The 12,781-nt window shown below is 55.6% G+C and carries 10 protein-coding genes and 5 tRNA genes; 2 read left to right on the forward strand and 13 right to left on the reverse strand.

The genetic code is table 11. The features are described from left to right. On the forward strand, positions 1-1,545 hold the full coding sequence (emrB, locus tag ACZAHD_RS02065) for a multidrug efflux MFS transporter permease subunit EmrB (protein ID WP_462455315.1): 1,545 nt from the start codon (positions 1-3) through the stop codon (positions 1,543-1,545). A gap of 146 nt (positions 1,546-1,691) precedes the next feature. Continuing rightward, complete coding sequence (gene leuA, locus ACZAHD_RS02070) at positions 1,692-3,368, forward strand: 2-isopropylmalate synthase (protein WP_462455316.1); 1,677 nt, start codon at positions 1,692-1,694, stop codon at positions 3,366-3,368. On the opposite strand, the gene ACZAHD_RS02075 is transcribed toward leuA, so the two are convergent. The 13 genes from ACZAHD_RS02075 to alaS form a co-directional block, all read right to left on the reverse strand. Next, entirely contained in the window at positions 3,347-4,114 is a 768-nt protein-coding gene (locus ACZAHD_RS02075; protein ID WP_462455317.1) for an AraC family transcriptional regulator, read from the reverse strand. The genes leuA and ACZAHD_RS02075 overlap by 22 nt on opposite strands. A gap of 51 nt (positions 4,115-4,165) precedes the next feature. After that, a complete protein-coding gene (gene luxS / locus ACZAHD_RS02080; RefSeq protein WP_004866815.1) occupies positions 4,166-4,681 on the reverse strand; it encodes an S-ribosylhomocysteine lyase in 516 nt (171 codons plus the stop codon). A gap of 163 nt (positions 4,682-4,844) precedes the next feature. After that, positions 4,845-6,401: a glutamate--cysteine ligase gene (gene gshA, locus ACZAHD_RS02085; RefSeq protein ID WP_462455318.1), complete on the reverse strand. Its 1,557-nt coding sequence runs from the start codon at positions 6,399-6,401 to the stop codon at positions 4,845-4,847. A 202-nt stretch (positions 6,402-6,603) separates the two neighbouring features. Next, positions 6,604-7,032: a YqaA family protein gene (locus ACZAHD_RS02090; protein WP_462455319.1), complete on the reverse strand. Its 429-nt coding sequence runs from the start codon at positions 7,030-7,032 to the stop codon at positions 6,604-6,606. Further along, the gene (gene yqaB, locus ACZAHD_RS02095) at positions 7,029-7,595 is read right to left on the reverse strand and encodes a fructose-1-phosphate/6-phosphogluconate phosphatase (protein WP_462455320.1); all 567 of its coding nucleotides are present in this window, start codon (positions 7,593-7,595) and stop codon (positions 7,029-7,031) included. Before yqaB ends, ACZAHD_RS02090 begins: the two co-directional genes overlap by 4 nt. A 121-nt stretch (positions 7,596-7,716) precedes the next feature. Continuing rightward, the gene (locus ACZAHD_RS02100) at positions 7,717-8,031 is read right to left on the reverse strand and encodes a BON domain-containing protein (protein WP_462455321.1); all 315 of its coding nucleotides are present in this window, start codon (positions 8,029-8,031) and stop codon (positions 7,717-7,719) included. A gap of 344 nt (positions 8,032-8,375) precedes the next feature. Further along, positions 8,376-8,452, reverse strand: a tRNA-Arg gene (locus ACZAHD_RS02105). A 184-nt stretch (positions 8,453-8,636) separates the two neighbouring features. Next, positions 8,637-8,713: transfer RNA gene (locus tag ACZAHD_RS02110), tRNA-Arg, on the reverse strand. Between the two features lie 194 nt (positions 8,714-8,907). Next, a tRNA-Arg gene (locus tag ACZAHD_RS02115) sits at positions 8,908-8,984 on the reverse strand. Between the two features lie 63 nt (positions 8,985-9,047). Continuing rightward, a tRNA-Arg gene (locus tag ACZAHD_RS02120) sits at positions 9,048-9,124 on the reverse strand. A 4-nt stretch (positions 9,125-9,128) separates the two neighbouring features. Next, positions 9,129-9,221 (reverse strand) — tRNA-Ser (locus ACZAHD_RS02125). A gap of 323 nt (positions 9,222-9,544) precedes the next feature. Continuing rightward, a complete protein-coding gene (csrA, locus tag ACZAHD_RS02130) occupies positions 9,545-9,730 on the reverse strand; it encodes a carbon storage regulator CsrA (RefSeq protein WP_000906486.1) in 186 nt (61 codons plus the stop codon). Positions 9,731-9,968: 238 nt separating this feature from the next. Continuing rightward, the gene (gene alaS / locus ACZAHD_RS02135) at positions 9,969-12,596 is read right to left on the reverse strand and encodes an alanine--tRNA ligase (RefSeq protein ID WP_032718140.1); all 2,628 of its coding nucleotides are present in this window, start codon (positions 12,594-12,596) and stop codon (positions 9,969-9,971) included. Positions 12,597-12,781: the final 185 nt, after the last annotated feature.

A 12,781-nucleotide genomic window follows, 5' to 3' on the forward strand; every position in this document is an offset into this window, starting at 1 on the left:
ATGCAACAGCAAAAACCGCTGGAAGGCGCGCAGTTGGTTATCATGACCATTGCGCTGTCGCTTGCGACCTTCATGCAGGTGCTGGACTCCACTATCGCCAACGTGGCCATTCCGACCATTGCCGGTAACCTTGGCTCATCATTGAGCCAGGGGACCTGGGTTATCACCTCATTCGGGGTGGCGAATGCCATCTCTATACCGATCACCGGCTGGCTGGCAAAACGCGTCGGGGAAGTGAAATTGTTCCTGTGGTCGACGGTGATGTTTGCCATCGCCTCCTGGGCCTGCGGGATGTCCAACAGCCTGACGATGCTGATTTTCTTCCGCGTGATTCAGGGGATCGTCGCCGGTCCGTTGATTCCGCTGTCGCAAAGTCTGCTGCTCAGCAACTATCCGCCGGCAAAACGTTCTATCGCGCTGGCGCTGTGGTCGATGACGGTGATCGTCGCGCCGATTTGCGGCCCTATTCTCGGTGGCTATATCAGCGACAACTACCACTGGGGCTGGATCTTCTTCATCAACGTGCCGATTGGCGTTGCGGTCGTGGTGATGACGCTGCAAACCCTGCGCAACCGCGAAACCCGTACCGAACAGCGGCGGATTGACGGCGTTGGCCTGGCGCTGCTGATCATCGGTATCGGCAGCCTGCAGGTGATGCTCGACCGGGGTAAAGAGCTGGACTGGTTCTCTTCAAACGAGATTATCATCCTGACCATTGTCGCGGTGGTGGCGATAAGCTTCCTGATCGTCTGGGAGCTAACCGACGACAACCCGATAGTCGACTTGTCGCTCTTTAAGTCGCGAAACTTCACCATCGGCTGCCTGTGTATCAGCCTCGCCTACATGCTCTACTTCGGCGCGATTGTGCTGTTGCCGCAGCTATTGCAGGAGGTATACGGCTATACCGCCACCTGGGCCGGTCTGGCCTCGGCGCCGGTCGGGGTGATCCCGGTGCTCCTGTCGCCGATTATCGGCCGCTTCGCCCATAAGCTGGATATGCGTCGGCTGGTCACCTTCAGCTTTATTATGTACGCGGTCTGTTTCTACTGGCGCGCATGGACCTTCGAACCGGGCATGGACTTCGGCGCCTCAGCGTGGCCGCAGTTTATCCAGGGCTTCGCGGTGGCCTGCTTCTTTATGCCGCTGACCACCATCACCCTGTCCGGCCTGCCCCCGGAACGGCTAGCGGCGGCGTCAAGTCTGTCGAACTTCACCCGTACGCTCGCGGGCTCCATCGGCACCTCGATTACCACCACCATGTGGACGAACCGCGAGGCGCTGCACCATGCTCAGCTTAGCGAGTCGGTGACGCCGTATAATCCCAACGCCCAGCAGATGTATGATCAGTTGCAAGGATTAGGAATGACGCAACAACAGGCGTCCGGCTGGATAGCGCAGCAGATAACTAACCAGGGGCTGATTATCTCCGCCAACGAAATTTTCTGGCTCTCGGCGGCGATATTTATCCTTCTGCTGGGGCTGGTGTGGTTTGCCAGACCGCCATTTAGCGCCGGCGGCGGTGGCGGTGGCGGTGGCGCGCACTAAGATTTGACCTGAAGGGATCTGCGGATCCCTTTTTTATTGCCGGCTTTACGCCAGCCTTGTCCAGTTCTCGCTAGTTTCTGTCCAGTTTGCTAAAGCAGACCGCTCTCCGCTTCGGCAGGATAAAGATCCGACACAAGGAGAGAACTATGCTGACACATCCCGGTGAAAAATATCGTCCCTGGCCGCCCATTTCCCTGCCCGATCGCCGCTGGCCGGACAACCCGATAACCCACGCGCCACGCTGGCTCTCCACTGACCTGCGCGATGGCAACCAGGCGCTGGCCGAACCGATGGACAGCGCACGTAAGCTGCAGTTCTGGGAACTGCTGCTGGAGTGCGGATTTAAAGAGATTGAAGTCGCCTTCCCCTCGGCATCCCAGACCGACTTCACCTTCGTTCGCCAGCTGATTGAAGAACGGCGCATTCCAGAAGATGTCACCATCCAGGTACTGACCCAGGCGCGGGAAGATCTTATCCTGCGGACCTTTGCATCGCTGCGCGGGGCTCATCGCGCCACCGTCCATCTGTACAACGCCACCGCTCCGCTGTTCCGCAAGCTGGTTTTCGGAATGGATAAAGCGCAGGTCATTGAGCTGGCAACCCGCGCCACTCGTCTGATTCGCCAGCAGTGTGAAGCGCAACCGCAGACGCTCTGGCAGTATGAATACTCCCCGGAAACCTTCTGTTTTACCGAGCCAGAATTCGCGCTGGAGATATGCGAAGCGGTGGCGGACATCTGGCAACCCTGCACCGAACGGCCAATGATTATCAACCTGCCCGCGACGGTGGAAGTCAACACGCCTAACGTGTACGCAGACCAGATTGAGTATTTTTGCCGTCACTTCTCGCGCCGCACCGATGTCTGCATCAGCGTTCATCCGCACAACGACCGGGGCACCGGCGTCGCCAGCGCCGAGCTGGCGGTGATGGCCGGCGCCGACCGCGTAGAGGGCTGTCTGTTTGGTAACGGCGAGCGTACCGGTAACGTCTGTCTGGTCACCCTGGCCATGAACCTCTACAGTCAGGGGATTACGCCACGGCTCAGTTTCCCGGAGATGAAACGGGTGGTAGAAGTGGTGGAGAATTGCAATCAGCTGCCGGTTCATCCGCGTCACCCCTGGGCGGGAAGCCTGGCCTATACCGCCTTTTCCGGCTCTCATCAGGATGCCATTAAGAAGGGATTCGATGCCCGTCGGCCCGGCGATCGTTGGGAGATGCCCTATCTGCCCGTCGACCCGCAGGACATCGGCTGTAGCTATGAAGCGGTGATCCGCGTCAACAGTCAGTCCGGTAAGAGTGGCAGCGCCTGGTTAATCGAACAGAATCACGGACTGAAACTGCCTCGCGCACTGCAGCAGGATTTCAGCCTGCACGTTCAGCAGGAAACCGATACGCATGGCAAAGAGATGACACAGAATGCGCTCTGGCAGTTGTTCCGTTCCCGCTACGGGCTGGTTGCTGAACCGCCGCTGACGCTACTGGAGTATCAAACAGACAGCCGGCAGGACGGCCAGCTTGCGTTACAGGGTACGCTGCGGGTCAACGGCGAGACGCGTCGCCTACAAGGTCATGGCAATGGCCTGCTCTCTGCGGCCGCCAGCGGCCTCAGCGCGCTGCTGAAGCATGCGTTCGTTATAAAGGACTACCACGAGCATACTCTCGGTGAACGCAGCGACAGCCGCTCAGTGGCCTATATCCGCTGTATTTTCCCCAATGGCGACAGCCGCTGGGGCGTCGGCATCGATAATGACGTGGCGCGCGCCTCATTGCAGGCGCTGTGTCATGCGGTCGGTGCAGATGCTCATGCCGGTGGGCGGAAGTAATCGCTGGGGGCTACGCCCATGACCCGACGAAACATCGCGCTGAAAGCGCTATGGCTGCCATAGCCCAGATCCAGCGCCACCCGCAGCACCGATTGTCCCTGCGCCAGGCGAACCAGCGCTTCCATCAGCTTCGCCCGGCGCACCCATTCACTCCAGGTGAGCGTGGTCTGCTGCTGAAAGTGACGATTGAGCGTGCGTTCGCTCATATTGCTCTCTTTCGCCGCCTGCTGGCTGCTCCAGACTTCCCCCGGCATTTCCCGTACCTTATGACATAAACGGCGCAGCGCCTCGCTCCGGGGTTCCGGTAGGCCAAATGGCAGCACCGTCATACCGCGGATCTCATCAAGAATAAGTTCATAAATGCGCTCATCGCGCCCACCGGATTCATAGCGCTCCGCCAGGGCCAGCGAGGTAACAATCAGCTCACGCAGGAGCGGCGTGATCTGAACGATCTGGCACGAAGAGGGCAGATCGGCCCGGGCGAGAGGATCGATAAACAGCGTGCGAGCCGCGACCTGCCCGGTGATACGCAGCGCGTGGGGCGTGCCTGCCGGCAGCCAGACGCCGCGTCCTGGCGGGACAACCCAGTACCCCATCGGCGTGTCCACCCGCACCACACCGCTGAGGATATGCAACAACTGGGCGCAGTCATGCTGATGCCACGGTTCACTATCACCGTGAGCATAATCATGGGCGAACGGCACCAGGGCGCGGTGTTGAAACGAAAAGGTTAAGGTCGTCGACATGGCGGCGCAGGAATAGCGGCCCGGCGGAGCTCGCCGGACCGACATGAAGAACTAGATGTGCAGTTCTTGCAGGGTTTCTTTCGGCAGGGCCAACTCATCGTTGCTGTTGATGCGCACATCGCGCTCGATGATATGGCGTGCGATCTCCTGAGCTTCTTCCAGCGAGTGCATGGTATAGGTACCGCACTGGTAGACGTTCAGTTCCGGGATCTGCTTTTGATCTTTCACTTTCAACACATCGGCCATCGCCGCTTTCCAGGCGTCGGCTACGCGCTGCTCATCCGGCGTGCCAATCAGGCTCATATAGAAGCCCGTACGGCAGCCCATCGGAGAGATGTCGATAATTTCCACACCATTGCCGTTCAGATGGTCGCGCATAAAGCCCGCGAACAGGTGCTCAAGAGTATGAATCCCTCTTTCCGGCATCACTTCCTGGTTTGGTACGCAAAAACGCAGATCGAAAACGGTAATTTCATCGCCGTGCGGCGTGTTCATTTTCTTCGCAACGCGCACCGCCGGTGCTTCCATGCGGGTATGGTCGACTGTGAAACTATCTAACAACGGCATTCTTCACCTCCGATAGTGATTTTTTTTTAAATAAAATGAACTCTTCTTACACCCGCGAGTCTGAGTATATGAAAGACGCGCATTTATTATCATCATCATCCCTGAATCAGAGATGAAAGTTTGGCCACATTGATGTGGCCTTTTTCTTTTGTACCGCTTTTTGCTACGCGTGTCTTGCTAACAGGGCTTCAAACGGCTCGCTATCTTCCGCTTCCACCTTCTGCTGGCGCATCACTGAAGCTTCACGTTCGGCGATAAAATCGTCTTCCCGCAAAATTTCCAGCGGCTCTTCCCGCAGCATCGTACGATATTGATCGGCCAGCTCCCTACCGGTGCCGCCAATCCCTTCTTCAAGCATAGAACGCAGAATGCGAGCTGAGAAAGTTAATTCCGGATCGTCGAAGCTGGCAACCAGCTCATCACACACCTGCTGGTAGGCTTCGCCGCCGTGGATGCTATCTAACGTCTGCGCCACGCGACGCAAATCCTGGAACAGATCTTTACCCACTTTAGCCAGCGGGAACTGCGCACTTTCGCAGCCGATACCCAGCGTCAGCCCCGGCTTACGGCCTTCCAGAATCACCCGATTCCAGTTGGTGCGCGTACACAGTAGCTCGTCACTGCTCATTTCCGGCGCATCGGCCAGCACGCACCAGACCATAAACAGATCGAGGAAACGTACCTGCTGCTCGTCAACGCCAATCGGTGAGAACGGGTTGATATCCAGCGAGCGGACTTCGATATATTCAATGCCGCCGCGCAGCAGCGCGTCGGAAGGCGTCTCGCCGCTGCGGGTCACACGCTTCGGCCGAATTGGCGCATAGAGCTCGTTCTCAATCTGCAGGATATTGCTGTTGATTTGCAGATGCTTGCCGTCTTTCTCAAGGCCAATCCGGGCATACTCTTCCGACGGCGTTTTAATCGCCCGCTTCAATCCTGCCACATACTCGTGCAGATCGTTGAACGTAATCCCGAGATTACTTTGCGACTTATTAGTATAACCGAGGTCGCTAAGGCGCAGAGAGGTCGCATAAGGCAGGTAGTACATACCATTTTCCGCTTTCTCAAACGGCAGCGTCGTCGGTTTGCCCTGCAGGAACGAAGAGCAGATGGCCGGAGAGGCGCCGAAAAGGTATGGGATCACCCAGCCGAAGCGGTAATAGTTACGAATTGAACGGAAATAGCCGGCGGAAATCGCCTCTTTGCCGCTTTCCGCATCGTCAACACCACACTTCGCCTGCCAGAAGGCCATCGGCAACGAGAAGTTATAGTGTACACCGGAGATGGTCTGCATCAGCGCGCCATAGCGGTTTTTCAACCCTTCGCGGTACAGTGTTTTCAGACGGCCAATATTCGAGGTGCCGTACTGCGCCAGTTCGATGTCCTGACCAGGGGCAATGTAGCAAGGCATGCTCAGTGGCCACATCCGCTCATCGCCCAACTGGCGTGCGGTATAGCGATGAACATCGCGCATAAAGGTGAGCATATGCTGAATGTCGCCATCAACCGGCGTAATAAACTCCAGCAGCGCTTCAGCAAAGTCGGTTGTAATCCATTTATGGGTCAGTGCTGAGCCAAGGGCCTGAGGGTGACCGGTCGTCGCCAGTGAACCATCGGCATTGACGCGCAGCGTTTCACGCTCAAGACCACGTTGGATACCCTGTAGAGCCTGTGGATTTTTTTCCAGCCAGGCCAGCGCCTGTGATACATCCGGGATCAATTTGACCTCCCGCCTGTCAAAATCGTTTGAATAAGCATAATTGTAATGGTGACCATACAGGTTATCCCAGAAGACGTTACTTACTGTTACCGGTTCCGCGCCCGAAAACCGGAGCGCACTGGCAGTACGTGCGGATTTCGGGCACAGCCCAGGTGCAAAATAACCGGTAACACGGTCTGCCAGAATAGTCTTAGTTCCACAATTAGTGCCACCACGTCATGCCCTGAAGCGTTACCACCGCAATGACGATATAGCGTAACGCTTTGCCAAGGCATAAGAAAAAAAGTACCGGCCCCCAGGAGATGCGCATCCATCCCGCCAGCAGACACAGTAAATCGCCGATGACCGGCGCCCAGCTTAATAGTAATGTGACCGCGCCGTAGCGCTTTAACCAGCCGGTTGCTTTTTCCTGCCAGCGCGATGTTTTGCGCAGCGGAAACAGGCGCCCCAGAATAACGTTAGTTCCCCCTCCAAGGCTATTGCCGATTGTTGCTATTAAGACCAGGGCCCACGGTTGGCTTGCCCCCGAAAGTAGCATAGCAACCAACACAACTTCCGAATTACCGGGAAGTAATGTGGCACTCAAAAAACTACTGGCAAACAGCGATATCAGCGACAGTGCGTCGCTCACAGCAACCGAACGTCCACGGCATCCATCCCCGCACGCTTCGCCGCCTGCAGACCAAAATCAGCATCTTCAAAAACGACGCATTGTTCCGGCGCGACGCCCATGCGCTCCGCGCACAGCAAGAAGGTATCGGGCGCGGGTTTATGATTCTGGACATGATCGGCGGCGATCACCGCCGCGAAGTAATGACGCAGGCCGAGATGCGCCAGCAGCGCTTCAGCTACGGCGCTTTCGCTACCGGTACCGACCGACATCGGACGGCGCCCATGCCATGCCTTCACAACGTCTATCAGCGGTAAGGGACGTACGCTGTCCAGCAGCATGCCCTTCACGGCCACGGTTTTTTCCTCCGCCAGGCGGTGAGGATCTAAATCAGCGTGATTCAGTTCGATAATCGCCTGGGCTATACGCCAGGTCGGAGAACCATTGAGCGCGATCATCGCCTGCTCGTCGAAACGAATTCCGTAACGGCCCAGAACCTCATGCCACGCCTTACGATGCGTCGGTTCGGTATCAAGGATGGTGCCATCCATATCAAAGATCAGTCCTGCGTAACGTTCGTACATCGTATTCTCACAAACCGGGTAAGAAAACGTTACTTTATCGCAAAAGGCCCATGTTGTCGCGGCCAGCACCTCAGGCAATAAAGGCGCCTTCGGGGCGCCTTTATGTGAGTCATATCGTGGTTTATTTGATTTTTAAATCATTCTCGACCAAACGAACGCCCTGCACTCTGCGGGTCACTTCCACCGCGCGGCTGGCATCCTTCGCTGATGAGACAAAACCACTCAGTTGAACGCGGCCTTTAAAGGTCTGTACGCCGATTTCAGAAGACTTAATGTCTTTTTCGTTAAACAGCGCCGTTTTAACCTTCGTGGTGACGACAGTATCGTCAATATAGCCACCGGTGCTTTCCTTCGTGGGCGATCCCGCACAGCCAGCTAACGATACGGCTACCAGAAGCGTCGCACAAAACGCAGGTATTGCTTTGAACCATTTCATGGATTTCTCTCCTTGCACTCATCTCACCCAAATCAGGCCGATACATACGGGTAAATTATAGTGGAAAGAATCACTTGCCAATAAAAAAAGTTCACAAAGCGTCGTTGCAGAAATCTGCCGCCGGGATGGCCTGAGTGGCTTTTGCCAGATAAGCAGACAGAGAACGGGTAAATGGTTTGGGATTTTAAGAAAAAGGAGAAACTGAAGAAGATGGTGCATCCGGGAGGATGACTCGTTTTACTCACCCTGCGGGCCGTTGCTGACGCAACGTTATCCTCCCTGGTGCTGGCGATTATCTCGCAGTACCATGAAAATAGCAGTTTGGGCTGTCATTTCGGAGAAGATGGTGCATCCGGGAGGATTCGAACCTCCGACCGCTCGGTTCGTAGCCGAGTACTCTATCCAGCTGAGCTACGGATGCATCAGGGGGAACTGCTTTACTACATGTCAGTGTCACATCTAACACTTGCCACAGTGCATCCGGGAGGATGACTCGTTTTACTCACCCTGCGGGCCGTTGCTGATGCAACGTTATCCTCCCTGGTGCTGGCGATTATCTCGCAGTACCATGAAAATAACAGTTTGGGCTGCCATTTCGGAGAAGATGGTGCATCCGGGAGGATTCGAACCTCCGACCGCTCGGTTCGTAGCCGAGTACTCTATCCAGCTGAGCTACGGATGCATCAGGGAGAACTGCCTTACTACACGTCAGTGTCACATCTAACACTTGTCACACTGAGCAAGATGGTCCATCCAAGAGGATGACTCATTTTACTTACCCTGAGACCGTTGCTGACGCAACGTTATCCTCCCTGGTGCTGGCGATTATCTCGCAGTACCATGAAATAGCAGTTTGGGCTGTCATTTCGGAGAAGATGGTGCATCCGGGAGGATTCGAACCTCCGACCGCTCGGTTCGTAGCCGAGTACTCTATCCAGCTGAGCTACGGATGCATCAGGGAGAACTGCCTTACTACACGTCAGTGTCACATCTAACACATGTCACACTGAGCAAGATGGTGCATCCGGGAGGATTCGAACCTCCGACCGCTCGGTTCGTAGCCGAGTACTCTATCCAGCTGAGCTACGGATGCAAAATGGCGGTGAGGCGGGGATTCGAACCCCGGATGCAGCTTTTGACCGCATACTCCCTTAGCAGGGGAGCGCCTTCAGCCTCTCGGCCACCTCACCACACGCCTCTTACGAGTGCTTTGAAGAACTTGTTTCTGCTCTTCGTCGCTGCGATGGCGCACATATTACTTTCTGGTACTTATAAGTCAAACAATTTTTCGAGACCTTTTTCCGTTTGCACACTTACCGCGCAATTAGCCTGCAAAAACGGCAAAAAGAGTGTTTTATCAACAGGAATTCAGGGGGTTCGGCCAGCAACTGGTAAAAGATAAATGTTGCGAACGATGAGCAATAAACAAAAAAGCAAGGTAGTAAAAGAAGAAAAGTCAGAAAAAAGGACCAGAACGGGGATGCGCCTCACGGAATAGCGAGGCGCGAAAACATTAGTAACTGGACTGCTGGGATTTTTCAGCCTGGATACGCTGGTAGATCTCTTCACGATGCACGGAGACTTCTTTAGGGGCATTCACGCCAATACGTACCTGGTTACCCTTAACCCCTAAAACTGTCACAGTGACCTCATCTCCAATCATGAGGGTCTCACCAACTCGACGAGTCAGAATCAGCATTCTTTGCTCCTTGAAAGATTAAAAGAGTCGGGTCTCTCGTATCCCGGCATTATCCATCATATAACGCCAAAAAGTAAGCGATGACAAACACCTTACGGTGTAAGCAGTCACGGCATCACATTCTGTTAAACCTAAGTTTAGCCGATATACACAACTTCAACCCGACTTTATCGTTATCAGTGCTTCTCTCGCAAGCTACCGTTATCCAGGGATAACGGTAGCTATGCATTTATAGTTATTACAGTTTTGCGCTGACCCAGCCTTTCACACTGGCTAACGCTGCAGGGAGAGCAGACGCGTCGGTACCGCCGGCCTGAGCCATATCCGGACGACCGCCCCCTTTGCCACCCACCTGCTGGGCGACCATTCCAACCAGCTCCCCTGCTTTCACGCGATCTGTCACATCCTTAGACACACCGGCAATCAGAGAAACCTTACCATCCGCCACCGTGGCTAACACAACGACCGTAGAACCGAGTTGGTTTTTCAGGTCATCAACCATGGTACGCAGCATTTTCGGCTCAACGCCGGCCAGCTCGCTGACCAGCAATTTGACGCCGTTAATCTCTTCTGCTTTGCTGGAGAGGTTTGCGCTCTCCTGCGCCGCCGCCTGCTCTTTCAGCTGCTGCAGCTCTTTTTCCAGTACGCGAGTACGTTCCAGCGCGGCACGCACTTTATCGCCAAGGTTATGGCTGTCGCCCTTCAGCAACTGTGCGATATCGCCCAGCAGATCGCTCTGCGCATGCAGATACGCAATGGCGCCTTCGCCGGTCACTGCCTCGATACGGCGAACGCCCGCGGCGGTACCGGATTCAGAGGTAATACGGAACAGGCCAATATCACCGGTACGTGAAGCGTGAGTACCGCCGCACAGCTCGGTGGAGAAATCGCCCATGCTCAGTACGCGAACGCGATCGTCATATTTCTCGCCGAACAGCGCCATCGCACCAGACTCTCGCGCCGCATCGATATCCATAATGTTGGTTTCAACCGGCAGGTTGCGACGGATCTGAGCATTGACCAGATCTTCCACCGCGCGAATCTCTTCCGGCTTCATGGCTTCGAAGTGAGAGAAGTCAAAGCGCAGCGCTTTGTCATTCACCAGCGAGCCTTTCTGCGCCACATGCGTACCCAGAACCTGACGTAATGCCGCATGCATCAGGTGAGTTGCCGAGTGGTTCAGACGAATACGCTGACGGCGAGCCCGATCGACATCAGCCTCCAGCGCATCGCCCACTTTCAGCGTGCCGTGGCTCAGTTTACCAATATGACCAATGGCCTGGCCGTATTTCTGCGTATCGTTGACCGCGAAGGAGAAACCGGCGCCTTTCAGTTCGCCTTTATCGCCCACCTGGCCACCGGATTCTGCGTAGAACGGCGTTTGATCCAGAATGACAACCGCTTCCTGGCCCGCAGTCACGGCATCAACGGCTTTGCCATCGATGAACAGTGCGGTCACTTTCGCGTTCAGTTCCAGGTGGTCGTAGCCTTTAAATTCAGAAGCGCCGTCAACGCGAATCATCGCATTGTAGTCTGCGCCAAAGCCGCTGGACTCACGCGCACGACGACGCTGCTCTTCCATTGCGGCCTCAAAGCCTGCTTCGTCGACTTTAATATTGCGCTCGCGGCAAACGTCGGCGGTCAGGTCAACCGGGAAACCATAGGTGTCATACAGACGGAAAGCGGTTTCGCCATCCAGCGTATCGCCCTTCAGCTTGCTCAGCTCTTCATCCAGCAGCGCCAGACCGCGCTCCAGCGTACGAGCGAACTGCTCTTCTTCGGTTTTCAGCACATGCTCAACCTGAGCCTGCTGCTGCTTCAGCTCTTCACCGGCGGCGCCCATGACATCAATCAGCGGAGCAACCAGTTTCCAGAAGAAGGTCTCCTTCGCACCCAGCATGTTGCCATGACGCACGGCACGACGAATGATACGACGCAGCACGTAGCCACGGTTTTCATTCGACGGGATGACGCCGTCGGCAATCAGGAATGCGCAGGAACGAATATGGTCAGCGATAACGCGCAGCGATTTGTTGGTCAGGTCGGTTGCGCCGGTGACTCTCGCGACGTTCTCAATCAGAGTGCGGAACAGGTCGATATCATAGTTGGAGTTGACGTGCTGCAGAACGGCAGCAATACGCTCCAGACCCATACCGGTGTCGACAGACGGCTTCGGCAGCGGCTCCATGGTGCCGTCGGCCTGACGGTTAAACTGCATGAAGACGATGTTCCAGATCTCAATGTAGCGATCGCCGTCTTCTTCCGGGCTTCCCGGAGGACCGCCCCAGATGTGGTCACCGTGGTCGAAGAAGATTTCGGTACACGGACCGCACGGCCCGGTATCGCCCATCTGCCAGAAGTTGTCAGAAGCGAACGCCGCGCCTTTATTATCGCCAATGCGGATAATACGCTCACGTGGAACGCCGACCTCATTCGCCCAGATATCGAAAGCTTCGTCATCGGTTTCGTAGACGGTAACCCACAGTTTGTCTTTCGGCAGTGCGAACCAGTTTTCCCCGGTCAGCAGTTCCCATGCGTATTTGATGGCATCCTGCTTGAAGTAGTCGCCGAAGCTGAAGTTACCCAGCATTTCAAAGAAAGTGTGGTGACGCGCGGTGTAACCGACGTTTTCCAGATCGTTGTGTTTACCACCCGCACGAACGCAACGCTGCGCGGTCGTCGCGCGAGAATAATGGCGTTTGTCGAGACCCAGGAAAACATCCTTGAACTGGTTCATCCCGGCGTTGGTAAACAGCAGGGTCGGGTCGTTATGCGGCACCAGGGAGCTGCTCGCAACGACCTGGTGTCCCTTGCTATGGAAAAAATCGAGAAACGCCTGACGGATCTCAGCAGTGCTCTTGCTCATAATTATCCTGAAATCAAGCTATACACTTCACCTTTCACGCTGCCTCTACGCGGGCTGCGCTCGTTCACCTTGACCACGTACCTCTGTACGCTCCAGGTAACTCACTCCCCTGCGACCTTGACGCAACGTGAATGATTTTGTGTATAAGGAATAATCGTCGTGGGCGCTGATTGCCGTTTAACACC

The sequence above is a fragment of the Raoultella sp. genome, assembly GCF_039594335.1.
Classification (GTDB): Bacteria; Pseudomonadota; Gammaproteobacteria; order Enterobacterales; family Enterobacteriaceae; genus Klebsiella.

Excerpts from the sequence above, each read along its gene's own strand:
- emrB (WP_462455315.1), top strand. The coding sequence starts at position 1 with ATGCAACAGCAAAAACCGCTGGAAGGCGCGCAGTTGGTTATCATGACC.
- leuA (WP_462455316.1), top strand. The coding sequence starts at position 1,692 with ATGCTGACACATCCCGGTGAAAAATATCGTCCCTGGCCGCCCATTTCC.
- ACZAHD_RS02075 (WP_462455317.1), bottom strand. The coding sequence starts at position 4,114 with ATGTCGACGACCTTAACCTTTTCGTTTCAACACCGCGCCCTGGTGCCG.
- luxS (WP_004866815.1), bottom strand. The coding sequence starts at position 4,681 with ATGCCGTTGTTAGATAGTTTCACAGTCGACCATACCCGCATGGAAGCA.
- yqaB (WP_462455320.1), bottom strand. The coding sequence starts at position 7,595 with ATGTACGAACGTTACGCAGGACTGATCTTTGATATGGATGGCACCATC.
- ACZAHD_RS02100 (WP_462455321.1), bottom strand. The coding sequence starts at position 8,031 with ATGAAATGGTTCAAAGCAATACCTGCGTTTTGTGCGACGCTTCTGGTA.
- csrA (WP_000906486.1), bottom strand. The coding sequence starts at position 9,730 with ATGCTGATTCTGACTCGTCGAGTTGGTGAGACCCTCATGATTGGAGAT.
- alaS (WP_032718140.1), bottom strand. The coding sequence starts at position 12,596 with ATGAGCAAGAGCACTGCTGAGATCCGTCAGGCGTTTCTCGATTTTTTC.